At 64.4% G+C, this 21,158-nt stretch carries 18 protein-coding genes; 16 read left to right on the top strand and 2 right to left on the bottom strand.

Annotation, left to right across the window (positions count from 1 at the left end; translation table 11 throughout):
• Positions 1-29 precede the first annotated feature (29 nt).
• Genes ACQ4WO_RS24055 through ACQ4WO_RS24040 form a run of 4 tightly spaced genes read left to right on the top strand, consistent with a single transcriptional unit; the run spans position 30 to position 3,676 of the window.
• On the top strand, positions 30-914 hold the full coding sequence (locus tag ACQ4WO_RS24055) for a TauD/TfdA dioxygenase family protein (RefSeq protein ID WP_436483543.1): 885 nt from the start codon (positions 30-32) through the stop codon (positions 912-914).
• A gap of 32 nt (positions 915-946) precedes the next feature.
• The gene (locus tag ACQ4WO_RS24050; protein ID WP_436483542.1) at positions 947-1,960 is read left to right on the top strand and encodes an ABC transporter substrate-binding protein; all 1,014 of its coding nucleotides are present in this window, start codon (positions 947-949) and stop codon (positions 1,958-1,960) included.
• A 1-nt stretch (position 1,961) separates the two neighbouring features.
• The gene (locus ACQ4WO_RS24045; RefSeq protein ID WP_436483541.1) at positions 1,962-2,807 is read left to right on the top strand and encodes an ABC transporter ATP-binding protein; all 846 of its coding nucleotides are present in this window, start codon (positions 1,962-1,964) and stop codon (positions 2,805-2,807) included.
• Entirely contained in the window at positions 2,804-3,676 is an 873-nt protein-coding gene (locus ACQ4WO_RS24040) for an ABC transporter permease (protein WP_331777238.1), read from the top strand. Before ACQ4WO_RS24045 ends, ACQ4WO_RS24040 begins: the two co-directional genes overlap by 4 nt.
• On the opposite strand, the gene ACQ4WO_RS24035 is transcribed toward ACQ4WO_RS24040, so the two are convergent.
• Positions 3,677-4,570 carry an HTH-type transcriptional regulator ArgP gene (locus ACQ4WO_RS24035; protein WP_436483540.1) on the bottom strand — a complete coding sequence of 298 codons (894 nt, stop codon included), beginning with the start codon at positions 4,568-4,570 and terminating at the stop codon, positions 3,677-3,679.
• A gap of 137 nt (positions 4,571-4,707) precedes the next feature.
• Between ACQ4WO_RS24035 and ACQ4WO_RS24030 the strand changes: the two genes are divergently transcribed.
• From ACQ4WO_RS24030 to ACQ4WO_RS24010, 5 genes are all read left to right on the top strand, one after another.
• Entirely contained in the window at positions 4,708-7,143 is a 2,436-nt protein-coding gene (locus ACQ4WO_RS24030; protein WP_436483539.1) for a penicillin-binding protein 1A, read from the top strand.
• A 4-nt stretch (positions 7,144-7,147) separates the two neighbouring features.
• Positions 7,148-7,771, top strand: a complete 624-nt coding sequence (locus tag ACQ4WO_RS24025; RefSeq protein WP_034746006.1) for a trimeric intracellular cation channel family protein — start codon at positions 7,148-7,150, stop codon at positions 7,769-7,771.
• Between the two features lie 96 nt (positions 7,772-7,867).
• Positions 7,868-9,745, top strand: coding sequence for a beta-propeller domain-containing protein (locus ACQ4WO_RS24020; RefSeq protein ID WP_436483538.1), 1,878 nt, complete (start codon positions 7,868-7,870; stop codon positions 9,743-9,745).
• 64 nt (positions 9,746-9,809) lie between these two features.
• Complete coding sequence (locus ACQ4WO_RS24015) at positions 9,810-10,361, top strand: sigma-70 family RNA polymerase sigma factor (protein WP_436483537.1); 552 nt, start codon at positions 9,810-9,812, stop codon at positions 10,359-10,361.
• Positions 10,358-11,188 (top strand): hypothetical protein, encoded by an 831-nt coding sequence (locus ACQ4WO_RS24010; protein WP_436483536.1) that lies wholly within the window; start codon positions 10,358-10,360, stop codon positions 11,186-11,188. The genes ACQ4WO_RS24015 and ACQ4WO_RS24010 overlap by 4 nt, the downstream gene beginning before the upstream one ends.
• 114 nt (positions 11,189-11,302) lie before the next feature.
• Here ACQ4WO_RS24010 and ACQ4WO_RS24005 read toward each other — a convergent pair whose 3' ends face one another.
• Positions 11,303-12,448 (bottom strand): MFS transporter, encoded by a 1,146-nt coding sequence (locus ACQ4WO_RS24005; protein ID WP_436483535.1) that lies wholly within the window; start codon positions 12,446-12,448, stop codon positions 11,303-11,305.
• A gap of 282 nt (positions 12,449-12,730) precedes the next feature.
• Here ACQ4WO_RS24005 and ACQ4WO_RS24000 point away from each other — a divergent pair, with 282 nt between their 5' ends.
• From ACQ4WO_RS24000 to ACQ4WO_RS23970, 7 genes are all read left to right on the top strand, one after another.
• Positions 12,731-13,498 carry a gamma-glutamyl-gamma-aminobutyrate hydrolase family protein gene (locus ACQ4WO_RS24000; protein ID WP_436483534.1) on the top strand — a complete coding sequence of 256 codons (768 nt, stop codon included), beginning with the start codon at positions 12,731-12,733 and terminating at the stop codon, positions 13,496-13,498.
• A gap of 80 nt (positions 13,499-13,578) precedes the next feature.
• Positions 13,579-14,949 carry a glutamine synthetase family protein gene (locus ACQ4WO_RS23995; RefSeq protein ID WP_092711872.1) on the top strand — a complete coding sequence of 457 codons (1,371 nt, stop codon included), beginning with the start codon at positions 13,579-13,581 and terminating at the stop codon, positions 14,947-14,949.
• Between the two features lie 10 nt (positions 14,950-14,959).
• Positions 14,960-16,420, top strand: coding sequence for an aspartate aminotransferase family protein (locus ACQ4WO_RS23990; protein WP_436483533.1), 1,461 nt, complete (start codon positions 14,960-14,962; stop codon positions 16,418-16,420).
• Between the two features lie 134 nt (positions 16,421-16,554).
• Entirely contained in the window at positions 16,555-17,703 is a 1,149-nt protein-coding gene (locus ACQ4WO_RS23985) for an ABC transporter ATP-binding protein (RefSeq protein WP_436483532.1), read from the top strand.
• 7 nt (positions 17,704-17,710) lie between these two features.
• Positions 17,711-18,640, top strand: coding sequence for an ABC transporter permease subunit (locus ACQ4WO_RS23980; RefSeq protein ID WP_070301043.1), 930 nt, complete (start codon positions 17,711-17,713; stop codon positions 18,638-18,640).
• A complete protein-coding gene (locus ACQ4WO_RS23975) occupies positions 18,637-19,488 on the top strand; it encodes an ABC transporter permease (RefSeq protein WP_436483531.1) in 852 nt (283 codons plus the stop codon). Before ACQ4WO_RS23980 ends, ACQ4WO_RS23975 begins: the two co-directional genes overlap by 4 nt.
• A 30-nt stretch (positions 19,489-19,518) precedes the next feature.
• On the top strand, positions 19,519-21,006 hold the full coding sequence (locus tag ACQ4WO_RS23970; RefSeq protein ID WP_436483530.1) for an aldehyde dehydrogenase: 1,488 nt from the start codon (positions 19,519-19,521) through the stop codon (positions 21,004-21,006).
• Positions 21,007-21,158: the final 152 nt, after the last annotated feature.

The following is a 21,158-nucleotide window of genomic DNA, read 5'->3' as shown; positions in this document are numbered from 1 at the left end:
GGACTTCCCCAGACTCTTGGCGAACTCCCATGTCAGCCGTCCTGAAACCCGTGCAATCCACCAGCCACTTCCGTATCGAGACTTTCGATGCGCCGCTCGGTGCGCAAGTGCTGGGGCTGGACCTGGCGCAGCCGCTGTCGTTTGGCGACTTCCAGCGCCTGCACCACGCCCACCTCGACCATCACGTGCTGGTGTTTCGCGACCAGCGCATCACGCCGCAGCAGCAAGTCGATTTCAGCCGCCGCTTCGGCCCGCTGCAAATCCACGTGCTGCGCCAGTTCCAGCTGCCATCGCAGCCGGAAGTGCTGATCATCTCGAATATCGTCGAAAACGGCCGGCCCATCGGCCTCGGCGACGCCGGTCATTTCTGGCACTCGGACTTGTCGTACAAGGAAGTGCCCAGCCTCGGCTCCATGCTGCACGCGCAAGAGTTGCCGGACGAGGGCGGCGATACGGTGTTCGCGAATATGCACCTGGCCTGGGAAAGCTTGCCGGCCGCGCTGCGCCACGCCGTGCGCGGCGCCCGTGCCGAACACAGCTACCTGAGCCAGTACGAGGAATTGCGCCGCCGCAACCCATGGCGGCCCGCGCTGACGCAGGCGCAGATCGATGAAGTCCAACCCGTCACCCATCCCGTCGTGCGCGTGCATCCGGAAACGGGACGCCGCGCCCTGTTTGTCAGCGAGCACTTCACCACGCGCATCGTCGGCTTGCCCGACGATGAAAGCCGCGCCCTGCTCGAGGAACTGTTTGCCCACAGCGTGCGCCCGGAGCACCTGTACGTGCACCGCTGGCAACCGCACGACCTGGTGTTCTGGGACAACCGTTCCCTGATGCATCTGGCGACGGGCTGCCCACCCGACCAGCGCCGCAAGCTCTACCGCACGACGATCGAAGGCGATGCGCCGTACTGATTTTTTTGAACGTAGTTGACCAAGGAGTGTCCATGTTGCCGATCTTTACCTTTCCCCGCCGCCTGCTCGCCACCATCGCCGTGCTGTGCATGGCCATGCCCATGGCCCGGGCCGAAGGGCAGATCCGCATCGCGGGCCAGCATGGCATCACGTTTCTTTTGCTCAATATTGCGCAGGAACAGAAACTGATTGAAAAACATGGCAAGCAGCAGGGCGTCGATGTGAAAGTCGAGTGGATTACCCTGTCCGGCGGCCCGGCCATCAACGATGCTTTGTTGTCGGGCAATATCGATATCGCAGGCGCTGGGCTGGGGCCGCTGCTGACCATATGGGACCGGACCAAAGGCCGGCAGAATGTGCGAGGCGTGGCTTCGCTGGGAAATTTCCCCTATTACCTGGTCAGCAACAATCCCAAGGTAAAAACTCTGGCGGACTTGACGGACAAGGATCGCATCGCCTTGCCTGCCGTTTCCGTCTCCGTGCAGGCGCGCATCTTGCAAATGGCCGTGGCGAAGCAGTGGGGCGACAAGGAATTTGCCCGCCTCGACAAGATCACGCAAACCTTGCCGCACCCGGACGCGGCCGCCGCCATCATCGCCGGCGGCACGGAACTCAGCGGCCACTTCGGCAATTCGCCGTTCCAGGAACAGGAACTGGCGCAAAACCCGAACGCCCACATCATCCTGAACTCGTATGACGTACAGGGCGGGCCCAGCTCGTCGACCTTGCTGTATGCGACGGAAAAGTATCGCAAGGATAATCCGAAAACCTACCGCGCCTTCATCGCCGCCCTGGCGGAAGCGGCGCAGTATGCGAGCGGCAATCCGCAAGGCGCGGCCGACATCTATATCAAGGTCAACAAGAGCAAGGTGGACCGCAATCTGCTGCTGAAAATCTTTGCCAACCCGCAAGTGCAATTCAAGATCGCGCCGCAAAACACCTATGGCTTGGCGCAATTCCTGCACCGCGTGAGCGCGATCCGCAACTTACCTGACAGTTGGCGCGATTATTTCTTTGACGATCCCGCCCTCACGCAAGGAGGCTGACATGAACGCACCCGCTTTTCACCTGGTACGTCCTCCCGTTGCGCTGCAGCCATTGCTCAGCGTCAAACATGTCAGCCTGGAATACCGCACGGAGCAGCGCACCGTGCGCGCCACGCATGACGTCAGTTTCGACGTGTTCCGCGGCGACCGTTTCGTGCTGCTGGGACCATCGGGCTGCGGCAAGTCGTCACTGCTGAAAGCCGTGGCCGGCTTCATCGCGCCGCGCGCGGGCAGCATCGCCATGCAGGGCCAGCCCATTCATAAACCGGGGCCGGACCGTGTCGTCGTGTTCCAGGAGTTCGATCAGTTGCCGCCGTGGAAAACCGTGCTGGAAAACGTCATGTTCCCCTTGCTTGCCAGCAAGCGCCTGGACAAGCAGGCGGCCCGCGAGCGCGCCCATCACTGGATCGCCAAGGTGGGCCTGGCCGGTTTTGAGGATGCTCATCCGCATACCTTGTCGGGCGGCATGAAGCAGCGGGTCGCCATCGCCCGCGCCCTGGCCATGCAGCCGGAAGTGCTGCTGATGGACGAGCCGTTTGCCGCCCTCGATGCCTTGACCCGGCGCAAGATGCAGGAAGAGTTGAGCCGCCTGTGGGAAGAGCTGCGCTTTACCCTCGTGTTCGTTACGCATTCGATCGAGGAAGCGCTGGTCGTGGGGAACCGCATCCTGCTGCTGTCGCCCCATCCGGGCCGGGTGCGTGCCGAATTGAACAGTCACCAGTTCGGCTTGCACAGCGCGGGCAGTGTGGAATTCCAGGCCGCCAGCAGCCGCATCCATGGTTTGCTGTTCGATGAGGAAGTAGCTCCCGTTCCGCAAGCAGTTACCGCGCAGCGGGAGGCCGTATGAGTGCGTTGCTGGAACCACCGATCCGCCAGGAATTCGTCTACGCGGCGCCGCCACCAGCCGGCGTCACGGTCGAGCAGCCGCTGTCGCGCTGGCAGCGTGTGAGTCAGCACGCGCTGTGGCGCAAGGCTCTCATTTTGCTCAGCCTGGCCCTGCTGTGGGAAGGCGCGGCGCGCTGGACGCAGAACGATTTATTGCTGCCCAGTTTTTTGCAAACGGCGCAGGCGTTTATCGGCGGCATCGCCAGCGGTGAATTGCTCACGCGCACAGCCGCGTCCCTCGTCGTCTTGTTGCAAGGCTATGCGGTGGGCGTGCTGGCCGCCTTCGTGCTGACCTTGCTGGCCGTGTCCAGCCGTATCGGGCGCGATCTGCTGGAAACCCTGACGGCCATGTTGAATCCCTTGCCGGCGATCGCCCTGCTGCCGCTGGCCCTGCTGTGGTTCGGCCTGGGGCGCGCCAGCCTGATCTTCGTCATCGTCCATTCCGTGATGTGGCCGCTGGCCCTGAACACGTATGCGGGTTTCCAGGGCGTGCCCGAGACCCTGCGCATGGCGGGCCGCAATTATGGGCTGAACGGCTTGCGCCTGGTGCTGCACATTCTCGTGCCGGGCGCCTTGCCTTCCATCGTCTCGGGCCTGAAGATAGGCTGGGCGTTTGCCTGGCGCACCCTGATCGCGGCCGAACTGGTGTTCGGCACCACGTCGGGGCAGGGCGGCCTGGGCTGGTACATCTTCCAGAACCGCAACGAGCTGTACACCGACAAGGTCTTCGCGGGCCTGGCCGCCGTGATCGTCATCGGCTTGCTGGTGGAAAACATCGGCTTTCGCAGCCTGGAGCGCGTCACCTTGAAACGCTGGGGCATGCAACGATAGCTATTTCAGCATGCTGCGCGCCGCCGCGATGATTTGCCGCGACAGCTGCTCCATGCGCGGCGACTGCACCTTCCACGTGTGCCAGTACAGGGCCACGTCGGCGGGGGTCTTGGGCGTGAGCATTTCCACCAGGTCGCCATCCGTATTCGCCTTCAGCAGCAACTCGGGCACCATGCCGTAGCCGAGGCCGTAGCGGATGGCGTTGAAGTGCGAGGTGGCGCCCGGCACGTAATGGCAGGGGTAGGCCCCTTCGGGCAGCCCCAGCGCTTCTTGCAGGAACGACGATTGCAAGGTGTCCTTGCGCGTGTAGGCGACGACGGGCGCCGTGCGCGCCGCCTTGCGCGTCAGCCCGTGCGCGAACCACTGCTGGCGGAACGCGGGCGTGGCCACCAGCCAGTAGCGCATGACGCCCAGCGGCTCGGCCGTGCAGCCGCGCATGGGTTTCGGCTCCGTGCTGATGCAGCCGATCGCCATGCCTGTTTCCAGCAAGGTGTACGTGTGGTCCTGGTCTTCCACGGTCAGGTCCAGCAGCACGCGCTCGCGTATCAGCACCTCCGACAGGGCCGGGAAGAACCAGGTGCCCATCGAGTCCGCGTTCAGCGCCAGCACCAGGGTCAGCGGGGCATCCTGCTGCACCGCCAGTTCCGCCTGCAAATCCGCTTCCAGCAGCTTGGCCCGTTTCAGATACTGCATCAGGCGCTGGCCCATGCGTGTGGCGCGCGCGGGGCGGCTACGCACGATCAGCGCATTGCCCAACTGGCTTTCCAGCGCCCGCACCCGCTGGGAAATGGCGGGGGAGGTCAGGTGCAGCCGCAGCGCCGCCTGTTCGAAACTGCCCGTTTCGACGACGGCGCGGAATGCTTCCGTATGTTTGGGATTGAGATCCATGGCCACTGCTTTACATAAGAAAAATTTATCAATACTAAATAATACTTACTTTTCATAAGGATGAGTGTGTTGCAGTGCACAATGCCTCTTTGATGGAGTGCCGCGCGCCAGCGTGCGGCCTCCTGGCAGCAAGGAATACCACCATGGAAGCACAAGCGAACGACAGCAGCACCCGCAAACCCCAGTCGAAGCTGGCGCGCAATCTGAAATTCGGCCTGGGATTGACCCTGGGCCTGGGCATGGCCGCCGCGCTGGCGGGCGGCTGGTGGCTGCGCCAGGCGTGGCAGGATTTGCCGGCCGTCGAGCACCTGGCCCAGTACAAGCCCGCACTGCCGCTGCGTATTTTCTCGAGCGAAGGCGAGCTGCTGGCCGAATACGGCGAAGAGCGCCGCGAATTCCTGCCCCTGAAAGATATTCCGCTGCGCATGCGCCAGGCCTTGCTGGCCATCGAGGATGCGCGTTTCTACGAGCATGGCGCCGTCGACTTCTATGGCTTGACGCGCGCCACCCTGGCCAACGTCGTCACGGGCCACCATGCGCAGGGCGCCAGCACCATCACCATGCAGGTGGCGCGCGACTTCTTCCTGTCGCGCGAAAAGACCGTGCAGCGCAAGCTGACGGAGATGCTGCTCGCCTACAAGCTGGAACAGCACTACGGCAAGGACAAGCTGCTGGAACTGTATATGAACCAGATTTACCTGGGCGAGCGTTCCTACGGTTTTTCCGCCGCCTCGAACATTTACTTTGACAAGCCGCTGGCCGACGTCAGCATCGCCGAAGCGGCCATGCTGGCCGGCTTGCCGAAAGCCCCGTCGGCCTACAACCCCGTCGCCAATCCCCAGCGCGCCACGGTGCGCCAGCACTACATCCTGCAGCGCATGCGCGAACTCGGCTACATCACGCCAGCCGAATACGACGCTGCCGTAGCGGAAAAACTGGCCCTGAACAAGGATCGCAACAGCTCCGTGCACGCGGCCGCGTATGCGGTCGAGGAAGCGCGCCAGCTGATCCTGCAAAGCTATCCCGAAGGCGCCTACAGCATGGGCCTGGACGTGACGACCACTATCCGCATGGCGCCGCAGCGGGCGGCCGACAAGTCGCTGCGCGATGGGCTGTTGAATGCGCAGGCGCGGCGCGGCTACCGCGGCCCGGAAGCACGCCTGGCCGCTTCCGAAGACAGTGTGGCGCGCCAGCTGGCCGCCTACCCGGACAGCGGTGAACTGCGCGCCGCCCTCGTGCGCAAGGTCGATACCGTCGGCAAGCGCCAGGTGACGGCGCAGCTGCGCAATGGCGACGAGATCGTGCTGACGGCATCGGAAGCGCGCCTGGGCGGCAAGCTGGCCTGGGACGGCAAGCGCGCCATCGCCGAGGGCAGCGTGATCCGCGTGGTGCGCGACGCGGCCAAGAAGGGCTGGCTGGTGAGCCAGCTGCCCGAGATGGAGGGCGCGCTCATTTCCGTCGAGGCGCACAGCGGCGAGATCGTCGCCATGGCGGGCGGCTTCGATTTTTACCGCAACCACTACAACCACGCCATGCAGGCCTACCGCCAGCCCGGTTCCAGCTTCAAGCCCTTCGTGTATTCGGCGGCGCTGGAAAAGGGATATTTCCCCGGCACGGCCGTCGATGACACGCAGCGCTTGCTGCTGCCGCAGGAAACGGGCGCACGGCCTTGGCGCCCGCGCAATTACGGCAACAACTACGAAGGCTTCATCAGCGTGCGGCGCGGCCTTGTGCGTTCGAAAAACCTCGTGGCCGTGAGCCTGATGCAGGCGGCTGGCCCCGGCTACGTGCAGCACTACGCCACGCGCTTCGGCTTCGAGGGCGCGCGCAATCCCGTGTCCCTGCCGCTGGCGCTGGGTGCGGGCGCCGTCACGCCGCTGCAACTGGCGCAGTCGTATGCCGTGTTCGCCAACGGCGGCATGCAGATGCCGCCGAAACTGATCAAGGAAGTGCGCAGCCGCAGCGGAGAAGTGCTGTTCAGCGATGCGGCGCGACGCGCCAAGGGCGAGCCGGCACCGGGCACGCAAGTCATCTCCACGCGCAACGCCTACGTCATGGACAGCATGCTGCGCGACGTCGTCAAGAGCGGCACGGGACGCGGCGCGCTGGCGCTCGGACGCGGCGACGCGGCCGGCAAGACGGGCACGTCGAACAACGCCTACGACGCCTGGTTCGCCGGCTACTCGTCCGGCCTCGTCTCCGTCGTCTGGCTCGGCTACGACCAGCCGAAAAGCCTTGGCAACGCCACGGGGGGCACCTTGGCGCTGCCCGTCTGGCGCGACTACATGCAGGTGGCCGTGCAGGGCCGCCGCGAACAGGTATTGGCCGAACCAGCAGGCCTGGCCCTGCTCGACGGCGATTACGTGTATGCCGAATACCTGGCCGGCGACTGCCTGAAGGATAACTTTGCCTTTATCCACAGCAGCGTCGGCTGCGGCAGCGGCGGTGCAGATACGCGCATGGCGCACGGTGAGGCTGGCGCCGGCGATGGCGGCTCGAGCACGGGCACGAACGAAGCGCGCACCCTGAGCGAAGCGCGCGAACGCGAACAAATTCTCAAATCATTTTCGGAAGAGTAAGAGCATGCTGCTATATACGATTTACCTGGTGGCGATCGTCGCCGAAGCGATGTCCGGCGCCATCATGGGCATGCGGCGCGGCATGGACTTGTTCGGCATCTGCATGATCGGCACCGTCACGGCGCTCGGCGGCGGCACCGTGCGCGACGTGCTGCTGGGGCACTATCCGCTGGGCTGGATCGCGCATCCCGAGTACCTGCTGTTTACTATCGGCGCGGCCATCGTGACAGCCTTCGTCGCCCGCTATCTGCACCATCTGCGCGCCATCTTCCTGCTGGTCGACGGACTGGGTCTGGTGGCGTTTTGCGTGATCGGCTGCGACATCGCCATGTCGGCCAAGATGCATCCGGCCATCGTCGTGCTGGCGGGGATGATCACGGGCGTCTTCGGCGGCCTGCTGCGCGATATCCTGTGCAACCAGATTCCCCTCGTGCTGCAGCGCGAAGTGTATGCCACCGTGGCGCTGTTCACGGGCAGCCTGTACGTGGGCCTGCTGTACTTCAAGGTCGATAGCTCCGTGGCGCAGCTGGCGTCCATCGGCGCCGGCTTCCTGTTCCGCTTCCTGGCCCTGCACTTCGAGTGGCGCCTGCCGAATTTCAACGGCGACCGCATACGGGGTTTTGAGTAAGGTAACAGCCGCGTGAATATTTTCACGCACCTTTAACCCCTTTTTCTGCGCTGCCGCGTTTCATGTTGGACACCCCAGCCAACCGGAGAAGAAGCGATGTCCAGCGCCCTCAAAATTACATTGATACTGTCCCTGCTGCTGTCGGCAGGCAGTCACGCCGCCGGCACGGCGCCGCGCAAGACCCTGGCGCCGTTCGCCAGCGAGCAGGCCTTGAGCAGCTACCTGCAGCAGTTGCAGGCGCGCCAGGCGGCCTTGCTGCGGGAGCAGCAGAAACTGCAGCGCGCCACGGCGCAGTCCATGTCGGCGCCGCCCGCCCCTCCCGCGCCGATGGCGGCCAAGGCGGCGCCCGCGCCAGCAGCGGAAGCGGCGGAATCCGTCACCAACGTGCAGACGGCGGGCGTGGACGAAGGCGGCATCGTCAAACTGCATGGCAAGCACCTGGTAATGCTCCGGCGCGGCAAGCTGTTTACCGTGCAGGTGGGTGGCAATGCCTTGCAGCCCGTGTCCTCGCTCGACGCGTTCGCGCCAGGCAGCGATCCTTCCGGCAGTTGGTATGACGAAATGCTGATCGATGGCGATACGGTTGTGGTGATCGGCTACAGCTACAGCCGTGGCGGCACGGAGATCGGCCTGTTCGACGTCAATGCGGAAGGCAAGCTGGCCTACCGTTCCACGTATCACTTGCGCTCCAACGATTATTATTCCTCGCGCAATTACGCGAGCCGACTGGTCGGCAGCAAACTCGTGTTTTACTCGCCCCTGTCGCTGAACCTGCGCCGGGGCGACCCGTTCGGCGGCTTTCCCGCGCTGCGCCGCTGGCGTCCTGACGCCGTGCCATCCGATTTCAAGCGCATTGCCCCGGCCACGCGCATCTACCGTACCGATGAAGAACCCGAAACGGGCTTCGGCCTGACCCTGCATACGGTTACCGTGTGCGATCTGGCGCAGCGCGACATGCGCTGCGAAGCGACGGCCGTGATGGGGCCGCAGGGCCGCGTGTTTTATGTGTCGGGCGAATCCGTCTTCGTATGGACGACGCGGAGCGGCAGCGACTCGGGCGTGTTCCGCATTCCTCTCGACGGCAGCGCGCCCAGCGCCCTGAAGGTGGCCGGTGCGCCCGTCGACCAGTTCTCGTTCCTGGAAAGCGCTGACGGCCACCTGAACGTGCTGCTGCGCGCCGAGGGCCAGGGCGACGCCATGTGGGATGGTGCAAGAGGGCGGGGCGACATGGCCTTGCTGCGCGTGCCCTTGGCGTCGTTTTCCGATGGCCGCGACAGCGCGCCCGCCAGCAGCTACAAGGCGCTGCCCGGTGGCGGCGGCTACGGCTTGCAGAACCGCTACGTGGGGTCCTATTTGTTGTACGGCAATCCGGGCAATCCGGGACGCCGCAAGGCGGACCAGGCCTGGCCGCGCCAGCCCCTGTACGCCGTGCGCTGGGCCGATGCGGGCAGCGTGCAAGCCTTGTCCCTGCCGCATGGCGTGGAGCGCATCGAGGCGCTGGGCAATGACGCCGTGGTGATCGGCGCGCAGGGCAGGGATCTGCACTTCAGCACAATCGGCCTGGGGGCGCAGGCGGCGATTGCCACGCGCTACATCCGCGCCGACGCGGCGCAGGGCGAGTCGCGCAGCCACGGCTTTTTCTACAAGCCGCAAGCGACCAGCGAGGGCATGATCGGCTTGCCGATCCTGGGCGCGGACGAGCGGCCTGGCCTCAACAAGTCGGCTGCATCCGTCCTGTATCTGCGCAACAGCGGTTTGACATTGACGGAACTGGGCGCGCTGGCGGCGCGGCCGGGCCAGGCGCCGGACGACGGCTGCCGCGCGTCCTGCGTGGACTGGTATGGCAATGCGCGGCCCCTGTTCCTGCAGGGCCGGGTCTTCGCCCTGCTCGGCTATGAACTGGTGGAAGGGGCGCTCAGGGATGGACAGATACGCGAAGTGCGCCGCATCAGCTATGCCCCCACTGCACGTTGATGGCGTAGTGAAATTGCCGCTGCCGCGTAGTTCGGCTACACTGGTCCGCATGCCCGACACCCTGATGACCGCGACGGATGAAGACCTGATGCTGCGCTACGGCGCCGGCGATCTGCCGTCGTTTCGCGAACTGTACCGGCGCCATAGCCATGGCCTGTACCGCTTCGTGGCCTGGCGTTCGCCGCGCCGCGCGTGGGTGGACGAGATCGTGCAGGACTCTTGGGCCAGCCTGCATGCTGCGCGTGCCGGCTATCAGCCGCAAGCGGCATTCCGCACCTATCTGTACCAGATCGCGCGCAACCGCCTGATCGACCTCCTGCGCCAGCGGGAAGGACAGGAATACGATGACGCGGGCGAACGGGAGGACGAGGGCGCATCGCCGCCGCAATCGCTGGAGCAGAAACAGCGGCACGCACGGCTGCATGCGGCCATCGCCGCGCTGCCGGTGGAGCAGAAGGAAGCGCTGGTGCTGCAGCAGTTCAGCGGCATGAGCATCCTCGAGATCGCCGTGGTGACGGGGGCGGAAGCGGAAACCGTCAAGAGCCGGCTGCGCTACGCCATGCAGAAATTGCGCGCGGGCTTGGACAGCGCCGCTGGCGCGGGAGGACAGGCATGAATACGCACGATCAAGATAACGACGCACCGAATGACGAGGAATTGAACGCGCTGCTGGCCAGCCTGCCGCAGCCCGCGCCTTCCAGCGCCCTCGATGCGGCCATTCTGGCGGATGCCGAAAAAGCCTTGCAAAAACCGGCAGCCGCGAACGACAGCGCCGACGGTGTGCTGCGCACCTTGCCGGCCAAGAAATCGCCGGACTACCTGCAGCGCTGGCGCGTTCCGCTGGGACTGGCCGCAGCCGTGCTGCTGACGGTGAATCTGATCGGCGTGGACTGGTTCGACTCGAAGCCGGCGCAATTTCCCGTGGTGGGGGAACCGGTCACGCAGGAGGTGATGTCCGCGCCTGCCACCGCACCTGTTGCCGCACCGGCCGCTGCGCCCGCGCCACCGCCGCCGACAGCGCCACCGCCGCCGACAGCGCCAGCGCCGCGCGCCATGGCCAAAATGGCAGCCAAGCCAGCGCAGCCGGCGCCAGCCTCGTTTCCCGCGCCGCAGGCGGTAGCAGTGGCCCCACCGGCGCCGCCAGCACCGCCGCCCCCACCGGCGCCTGCCACGGCGATGAGCCAGGCGATGGAGCAGCAAGCGGCCATGCAGGCCGAGTCCAGTATGCAGCGTCAGGCGCCCGTGCCCGTCGCGGCCCGCGCCGCGCCGATGCCGCCGCCCGCAAAGCTCGACGCTGGCGTGTGGCTGGTGAAGATCGACGCTCTGCTCAAGGCGGACGAGGACGCACTGGCGCGCGAGGAGTGGACGGCGTTCCGGCAGGCCTATCCCGACTATCCGGTGGCCGAGGAACTGCGGCAGCGGCTGGAAAAGCAGAAACAATAGCAAGTTGATGTGCTGCCTGAACCCGCAGGCAAAGAGCCGGGGTCAGACCCGGCGGGTCTGACCCCGGAATCGAAGAATGGCAGCGGCGCCAGGAAAAGCCAAAACAGTAGCGCGTCAGACGATCCCCTTCCTGCGTTCCCACACGGCGCTGCCCACGAAAATGGCGGCGCACACCCACATCACGGCCGGCAGGGCGTTCACGCCCACCGATTGCATCAGGACGCCCGTCAGCAGGGGGCCGCCGCCGCTGGTCACGCCCCAGGTGGCGTTGACGATGGCGCTGGCGCTGGTCAGCGACAGGCCCGTAAACCGTTCGCCGCAGGCGACCAGCGCCAGCATGTAGATGCCGCCCGCCGCCGCGCCCAGCAACAGCAGCAAGGTCCACCACAGCCACGGCGTGCCGACAGCGAACGGCAGCAGCGGCAGCAGCAAGCAGACGGCCACGCCGCAGCCCGCGTGGACTTTGGCGCGGCCGTAGCGGTCGGCCATCCACCCCAGCGCGAATTGCAGGCCCGTGTCGCCCACCAGCACCACTGTGGCCGACAGCAGGGCCAGGTCCGTGCCGATGCCGTGCTCCATCGCGTACAGGGGCAGCAAGCTCAATGCCAGGGTGTCGAACAGGGCGAAGAAGGCGGCGCCGAGCACGATCATCGGCATGCGCGGCAGGATCAGGGGCCACTTCACGCCATGTTCTTCCGGCTCCCTTTCCGGGCCGCTGTTCGAGATCAGCATCAATCCAGGCACGGCCAGCAAAAACAGCAGACCGCAGGCGGCGAAGCTCCACGAAATTTTGTCGTTGAAGAGCGCCACGAGGGCAGGGCCGATCAGCTGGAAAAACGTAAAACTGGTGGTGTACATGGCCACCACCCGTCCCCGCGAATTGTCGGGCGCCAGCCGGTTGACCCACGCTTCGCCGATGGTAAACAGCACACCCATGGCGCCGCCGAACAGGAAGCGCAGCACGCTCCACGCCAGCAGATGGTCGGTGCACTGCATGGCGATCGTCGCCAGCGATGCCATCCACACGGCGCCCAGCATGGTGGCGCGCGCGCCGAAACGCCCCACCCAGCGCGAAACGAATGGCGATGCGGCCAGGATGCCGAGGGCGCTGACGGCCGTGATCATGCCGATGATGTCCGTGCCCACGCCGCGCTGATGCAGGGTCAATGCGGTAAGCGGCATGGTGGCGCCCAGGCCCAGGCCGACCACGCCGATGCTGACCACGAGGGCGAAGAAGTCGCGCCACGGCATGGTCTTCATGGCTGCCCCCGCAGGGTGAAAAAGGTGCTTGAAAAGGCTGAAAAACGGTGTGGATGCATGGGAAAGTAAGGGACTTTGCCTGCGGCGCTGGTGTTTGGCGCCGGACGGGCATATGATGATTTTATCAAGAGCAATATTGCAAAGCCGTAGTGTAGGCGATGTGCGCCGACGCTGGCCATGCCCATCGGTGTGGCCGCCCCTGCCGGCTCTGCTGTACAGTGAAGCGAGCGGCAGCGCTGTCATGGCGCTGTCATTGGATCGTCACGCCAGCGAGGAAGCTCTATGCGCCGTCCCGTCGTTCTCGTTCCCGCCTGCCAGCGTCAGCTTGGAAGCCATGCCTGGCATATGGCGCAGGACAAATACCTGCACGCCGTGCTGCGTGGCGCCGGCTGCATGCCGCTGCTGCTGCCCGCCCTGGGCGCGGACGCGGACCTGGAAGCGGCGCTGCGCATCGCCGACGGCGTCATGCTGACCGGTTCCGCCTCGAACGTCGACGCCCGCCTGTATGGCGAAGACATCCTCCATCCCGATCTGCCGCAAGACCCCGCGCGCGACGCTACCACTTTGCCCCTGATCCGCGCCGCGCTGGCGCGCCAGCTGCCCCTGCTCGCCATTTGCCGCGGCTTCCAGGAAGTCAACGTGGCCCTGGGCGGCAGCCTGCACCAGGCCGTGCACGCGGTACCGGGCATGCAGGACCACCGTGAAAACGTGCTCGATCCCCTGGCGCGTCAATACGGGCTCGCGCACCGCATCAAGCTGATGCCCGACGGCCTGCTGTCACGCCTCTTGGGCGGCGAGAGCGAAATGATGGTCAATTCCCTGCATGGCCAGGGCATCGCGCGGTTGGCCGATGGCTTGCTGGTGGAAGCGCTGGCCGACGACGGCCTGGTGGAAGCGTATAGCGTGGCCAGCGCCGCCGGTTTCACGCTGGCCGTGCAATGGCACCCGGAGTGGCAGGTGGAAGACAACCCGCAGTCCATGCGCCTGTTTGGCGCCTTCGGCCAGGCATGCCGCGATTACCAGGAACAGCAGCACCGAAATAAAGAATGACAAGGAAGGATGAAAAAAGAATGACCGGCGCGCCGCACGAGTAGCACGCGGCGTTTGATCAAGACCAGCGAGAGGGAAACATGGCAATACGCGAAAATTTCACTTATACGGACATGGATTTGTGGCTCAATGAAAAGCGCGTCACGGAAATCGAATGCCTGGTCCCCGATTTGACGGGCGTGGCGCGGGGGAAGATCCTGCCGCGCGGGAAATTCACCCAGGAGCGCGGCATGCGCATCCCGGAAGCGGTACTGGGCATGACGGTGACTGGCAATTATCCGGTCGACGATGGCGGCTATGACCGCGCCATTTCCAGCACCGACCGCGACATGATTTTGAAGGCTGATCCCACCACGATTACCATGGTGCCGTGGGCAACCGATCCCACCGCGCAAGTCATCCACGACTGTTATTTTTCCGACGGCGCGCTGGTCGATTTCGCCCCGCGCTCCGTGCTGCGGCGCGTGCTGAAACTGTATGCGGACAAGGGCTGGAAACCCGTGGTGGCGCCGGAGCTGGAGTTCTACCTGACGGCGAAAAACATGGACCCCGACCTGCCCTTGAAACCGCCCATCGGGCGCAGCGGCCGGGCCGAGACGAGCCGCCAGGTGTACAGCATCGATGCCGTCAACGAGTTCGACCCCCTGTTCGAGGATATCTACGATTACTGCGAACTGATGAACCTTGACGTCGATACGCTGATCCACGAAATTGGCGCGGGGCAGATGGAAATCAACTTCCTGCACGGCGATCCATTGGGCCTGGCCGACAAGGTGTTTTTCTTCAAGCGCACCCTGCGCGAAGCGGCCTTGAAACACGATATGTATGCCACCTTCATGGCCAAGCCCATGGCGGGCGAGCCGGGGTCCGCCATGCACGTGCACCAGAGCGTGACGGATGCGAAGACGGGTCTGAACATTTTCAGCAACGAGGACGGTTCGGCCGCGCCTATCTTCAAGCATTACATCGCGGGCTTGCAGCGCTACATGCCGTCGGCCATGGCCATCGTCGCGCCCTATGTGAATTCCTACCGCCGCATCGTGCGCCACACGGCCGCGCCGATCAACATCCAGTGGGGACTGGACAACCGCACGGTGGGCTTCCGCGTGCCCGAGTCGGGCGTGCAGGACCGGCGCGTGGAAAACCGCATCATCGGCGCCGACGCGAATCCCTACCTGGCCCTGGCCGTCACCCTGGCCTGCGGCTACCTGGGCATGACGGAGCAGCTGGAAGCGACGCCGATGATGGTGGGCAGCGCCTACGACATGAAGTTCGAACTGCCGCAAGGCTTGCCCGAGGCCTTGCAGCTGCTGCGCGCGGAAGACAAGCTGCGCACGGTGCTGGGCGAGCGCTTCATCGACGTGTACGCGGCCATCAAGGACCTGGAACACCAGGAGTTCATGACGGTCATCAGCCCCTGGGAGCGCGAACACCTGTTACTGCACGTATAAAGGATCATCTATGAGCACATCCAACAATCCGCTGGCGCCAAGCGCCGCCCTGGTTGCGTCCGTGGCGCAGAAAAACGCGGCGCCGCAGGTGTACGACACGGCCGCCATCCAGCAGATGGACTCGGCCCACTACCTGCATCCATTTACCGATTTCCAGGATCTGGCAGCCAAGGGTGCGCGCGTGATGGTGCGCGGCGACGGCGTCTACTTGTGGGATAGCCAGGGCAAGAAGATCGTCGACGGCATGTCGGGCCTGTGGTGCGTGAACGTGGGCTACGGCCGCACGTCGATCTCGCAAGCCGTGTACAAACAGATGGAAACGCTGCCGTTCTATAACAGCTTCTTTGGCACGACGAACGTGCCGGCCGCGCAGCTGGCCGCCAAGCTGGCGCAGATATCGCCGCCGCAGTTCCAGCACGTGTTCTTCACCAGTTCCGGTTCCGAAGGCAATGACACGAATTTGCGCATGGTGCGCCGCTACTGGGACATCCTCGGCTACAAGGAGCGGCACACCATCATCAGCCGCCACAACGCCTATCACGGCAGCACGGTGGCGGGAGCGTCGCTGGGCGGCATGGACGGCATGCATGCGCAGGGCGGCATGCCGATACCGGGCATCGTGCATATCGGCCAGCCCAATTACCTGGAGTCGGGCCACGGCTTGACGCCGGAAGCCTTCGGCCTGAAGGCGGCCGGCTGGCTGGAAGACAAAATCCTGGAAATCGGCGCCGACAAGGTGGCTGCCTTCATCGGCGAACCGGTGCAGGGCGCGGGCGGCGTCATCATCCCGCCATCGACCTACTGGCCCGAAATCCAGCGCATCTGCGACAAGTACGGCATCTTGCTCATCGCCGATGAAGTCATTTGCGGCTTCGGCCGCCTGGGGCGCTGGTTCGGTTCCGAACTGTTCGGCATCAAGCCCGATCTGATCACGTTCGCCAAGGGCGTCACCTCGGGCTATGTGCCGCTGGGCGGCGTGCTGGTGGGAGACCGTGTCGCCAAGGTGCTGATCGAGCAGGGTGGCGAATTCACCCACGGCTTTACGTATTCGGGCCACCCCGTCGCCTGCGCGGCGGCGCTGGAAAACATTCGCATCATCGAGGAAGAGCGGCTGGTGGCCAAGGTGGCCGAGGATACGGGACCGTACCTGCAGCAGTGCTTCGCCAGCCTGGGCGAACATCCGCTGGTCGGCTATGCGGACAGCTGCGGTCTGGTCGCGGGCCTGAACCTGGTGCGCAAGAAGGGCGCCACCGTGCACGAGAACGAGTTGTTCGACGAGGGCCAGGGCGTGGGCATGATCTGCCGCGGCCACATGTTCGACAACGGCGTCATCATGCGTGCCGTGGGCGAACGCATGATCGTCGCCCCGCCATTGGTCATGACGCGCGCGCAGATCGATGAAATGGTGGGCTTGATATGGCTGTGCCTGGACAAGACGTATGCGGATGTGAAAGCGAAGGGCTGGGTGTAGGTTTTTGCCCCATTTTGCCGCCATCTGCGCATTTTTTGGACCGCAATGGCGGCAGTTCCGCTAAACTTCCATCCTGGCCGCTCTTTGTAGCGGCCAGTTTTTCATTTTGATAGCCACTTACCCAAAGCCTCCACATGACGATAGCAACACCAGCCGCGTCGGCCAGCGACGCCCCAGCGCCTTTTTTGCTGATTGATCAACTGGTCAAGGAATTCGATGGCGTGCGCGCCGTCAATGATATTTCCGTGACGATCAACAAGGGCGAGATTTTCGCCTTGCTGGGCAGTTCAGGTTGCGGCAAGTCGACCCTGCTGCGCATGCTGGCCGGTTTCGAGACGCCGACGTCGGGGCGCATCGCCCTGGCGGGCAACAGCATCGTCGACGTGCCGCCGCACCAGCGTCCCATCAACATGATGTTCCAGTCGTACGCGCTGTTCCCGCATTTGTCCGTGTGGGACAACATCGCCTTCGGCCTGCGCCGCGACGGTTTGCCGAAAGCGGAAGTGGCGGCGCGCGTCGAGCAGATGCTGGCGCTGGTGCAGCTGGGCCAATACGCGAAGCGCAAGCCGCACCAGCTGTCGGGCGGGCAGCAGCAGCGCGTGGCGCTGGCGCGCAGCCTGGCCAAGCGGCCGCAATTGCTGCTGCTCGACGAGCCGCTGGGCGCACTGGACAAGAAACTGCGCGAACGCACGCAGATGGAACTGGTCAATATCATCGAACAGGTGGGCGTCACCTGCGTGATGGTCACGCACGACCAGGACGAGGCCATGAGCATGGCCACGCGCATCGCCGTCATGAGCGAAGGGCGCATCCTGCAGGTGGGCGCGCCCGGTGAAATCTACGAGACGCCGAACTGCCGTTTCGTGGCCGATTTCATCGGCAGCGTCAACCTGTTCGACGGCCGCATCACGCAGGACGAACCCGATCACGTGGTGATCGCCACGCCCGATGGCGAGCACTATGTTTCGCACGGCATCACGGGCAACCTGGGCATGGATGTCTCGGTGGCCGTGCGCCCCGAGAAAATCGGCATCCAGATCGCGCCCCCCGCCTTGGAAGAGCGCGCGTCGCCGGCGGAGCACGGCTACAACTGCGCCCAGGGCGTGATCGTCGCCATGGCGTATTTTGGCAATGAAACCAGCTACCACGTGCGGCTCGACAGCGGCACGGTGGTGAAAGTGTCGCGCACCAACGCGGCCCGCCACGACGCCGCGCGCCTCGAGCGCGAACAGCGCGTATGGGTGTGGTGGGATGGTGCCGACATCGTCGTGCTGACCAGCTGAGGCCATCATGACGTCCCTCCTGCAATCGCTGCGTAGCCTGGTCACCCTGCGTTGGGTCACCGGGCGCAACGCCGTCATCGCCGTGCCGTCGCTGTTCCTGGCGGCCGCTTTTTTGGTGCCCTTCCTGATCGTGCTGCGTATCAGCCTGTCCGACATGGACACGGCCGGCAGCCCGTTCGGCGGCTTGCTGTCGTACGTTGACGGCATCGTCGTGCTGAAGGTGAAAATCGCCAACTACCTGTTCATCGCCGCCGATGAACTGTATCTGCTCACCTACCTCAGTTCCATCAAGTACGCGGCGATTACCACGGCCATTTGCCTCTTCATCGGCTACCCGTTCGCCTACTTCATGGCGCGCGCCAAACCGTCGATCCGGCCCGTGCTGATGATGCTGGTGATGCTGCCGTTCTGGACCTCGTTCCTGCTGCGCGTGTATGCGTGGAAGGGCATCCTGGCCAACCACGGCTTGCTCAACGATCTCTTGATCGCGCTGGGCGTCGTGAGCGAACCGCTGCACATGATGAACACCTCGTTCTCGCTGGTCGTCGGCATGGTGTACGCCTACCTGCCGTTCATGATCCTGCCCCTGTACGCGAACCTGGTGAAAATGGACATGCGCTACCTGGAAGCGGCGGCCGACTTGGGCGCCACGCCCTTGCAGGCGTTCTGGCGCATCACCGTGCCCCTGTCGAAGTCGGGCATTATCGCCGGCGCCATGCTGGTGTTCATTCCGTCCGTGGGCGAATACGTGATTCCCGAGCTGCTGGGCGGCCCGGAAACCCTGATGATCGGCCGCGTGCTGTGGGATGAATATTTCACCAATAACGACTGGGCCATGGCGTCGTCCGTGACGGTGCTGGTGGTCTTGCTGATCCTCGTGCCGATGGCCATTTTTAACAAATACAAGACGGAGCAGGACGCGGAGGAGCGCACATGAACGGACGTACTTTCCTGCAGCGCTGGTTCGGCCGCGGCTGGCTCTCGCTCGGCTACCTGTTCCTCTACCTGCCCATCATCGTGCTGATCGTCTTTTCGTTCAACAGCTCGCGCCAGGACATGGTGTGGAGCGGTTTTTCGCTGCGCTGGTACAGCGAGTTGATGAGCGATACGGAGATCATCTCGGGCTTCGGTTTGTCCCTGAAGATCGCCTTCATGTCGGCTACCTCGTCCGTCATCCTCGGCACGTTTGCCGCCTTTGCCTTGACCAGCTACCAGCGCTTCCGTGGCCGCACCTTGTTCTCGTCCATGGTCAGCGCGCCGCTGGTGATGCCGGAAGTGATCATCGGCCTGTCCCTGCTGCTGATGCTCGTGTCCATGCAAAAGGTCTTCGGTTTTCCCGAGCGGGGCGTGCTGACCATCTGGCTCGGCCACACCTTGCTGGGCATGGCGTATGCGGCCGTGGTGGTGCAATCGCGCCTGCAGGAGATGAGTAAATCGCTGGCCGAAGCGGCCATGGACCTGGGCTGCCGCGCGCACCAGGTGTTCTTCCTCGTGACCCTGCCGAACATCACGCAGGCGCTGGCGTCCGCCTGGCTGCTGACGTTTACCCTGTCGCTCGACGACGTGGTGCTGTCGGCTTTCCTGTCCGGCCCCGGTTCGACGACGATGCCGCTGGTGATCTTCTCTCGCGCGCGCCTGGGGCTCGATCCGCGCGTGAACGCCATCGCTGCGCTGACGATACTCGTCGTGACGCTTGCCGTGATCGCATACGCCGTGATGCTGGCGCGCGCCGACCGCAGACGCCGCAAGCAACTGTCTGCGGCCTATTTTGCGGATCAGGAGTAAGCTGGCGTTTTTATCTTGCAGGAGACGACCATGACGGAAAACACCAGCTGGCATGCGCGGGCCGCAGCGCTCACGATCGATGGACGCGCCTTCATCAATGGCGAACGAGTGGGGGCCACGTCCGGCCAGACTTTCGACAATCTGTCGCCCATCGATGGGCGCTTGCTGGGTCAGGTGGCCCGCTGCGATGGCGCGGATGTGGATGCGGCCGTGCAGGCCGCCCGCACCGCCTTTGACGACCGCCGCTGGGCAGGAAAATCGCCCGCGCAGCGCAAGCGCGTGCTGATCAAATTCGCCGACCTGGTGCAGAAATACGGTCCCGAGCTGGCCCTGCTGGAAACCCTGGACATGGGCAAACCGATCAAGTACAGCCAGAGCGTGGACGTGGGCGCCACGGCCAACTGCCTGCGCTGGTATGGCGAGGCGATCGACAAGGTCTACGATGAAATCGCACCGACTCCCGCCAACAGCCTGGCCCTGATCACGCGCGAACCGGTGGGCGTTGTCGCCGCCATCGTGCCGTGGAACTACCCGATGATTATGGCCGCCTGGAAGATCGCGCCCGCCCTCGCGGCCGGCAACAGCGTGATCCTCAAACCCTCCGAAAAATCCCCCTTGACGGCCCTGCGCCTGGCCGACATCGCGCTGGAAGCGGGCGTGCCGGCGGGCGTCTTCAACGTGCTGCCAGGTTACGGCCACGAGGCCGGCGCCGCGCTGGCGCTGCACATGGACGTTGATTGCATCGGCTTTACGGGTTCCACGCGCACGGGCAAATTGATCGTGCAGATGGCAGGCCAGTCGAACCTGAAACGGGCGTGGACGGAATTGGGCGGCAAGTCCGCCAACATCGTGTGCGCCGATTGCCCGGATCTGGACAAGGCCGTGGCGGCCGCTGTCGGTTCCATCTTCTTCAACCAGGGCGAAAGCTGCAACGCGCCTTCGCGCCTGTTCGTGGAAGAGTCGATCAAGGAGGAATTTATCGCCAAGGCGCTGGCCATGCTGCCCCGCTTCCAGCCCGGCGATCCGCTCGACGAAGCCACCGTCATGGGCGCGATTGTCGACGCCACGCAGATGAAAACGGTGATGGGCTATATCGCGGCCGGGAAGAGCGAAGGCGCGCAGCTGCTGGGCGGCGGCGAGGCCGTGCGCGCGGAGACGGGCGGCTACTATGTGCAGCCGACCATCTTTGGCGTCGATGCCGGCATGACGATCGCGCGCGAAGAGATCTTCGGCCCCGTCCTGTCCGTGCTCAGTTTTACGGATATCGCCGAAGCGGTGAAGCAGGCCAATGCCACGCCATACGGCTTGCAGGCGGCCGTATGGACGTCGGATATCACCAAGGCCATCCAGACGGCGCGCGCCCTGCGTGCGGGCACCGTGCACGTCAACCAGTACGACGGCGACGACATCACCGTGCCGTTCGGCGGCTACAAGCAGTCGGGCAATGGGCGCGACAAGTCACTGCACGCGCTGGACAAGTACACGGAATTGAAGACGACTTGGATACAGGTGGGGTAGGGGTTTGCGCCTGTGTTGTTGTCGGATTACGGCCTGCGGGCTAATCCGACCTTGTATTATTCCCTTCATGCCGTTCGTGATATTGCGAACGGTATCGACCGCTGTCAAAATCTTGGTAGGCATATCAAGACCGGGTAACTGGATGCCGTATC

This window comes from Janthinobacterium aestuarii (assembly GCF_051380835.1).
In the GTDB taxonomy this organism is placed as follows: Bacteria; Pseudomonadota; Gammaproteobacteria; order Burkholderiales; family Burkholderiaceae_D; genus Janthinobacterium; species Janthinobacterium aestuarii.
The sequence above is the reverse complement of the archived record's forward strand: the minus strand, read 5'-3'. Positions and strand labels throughout refer to the sequence as shown.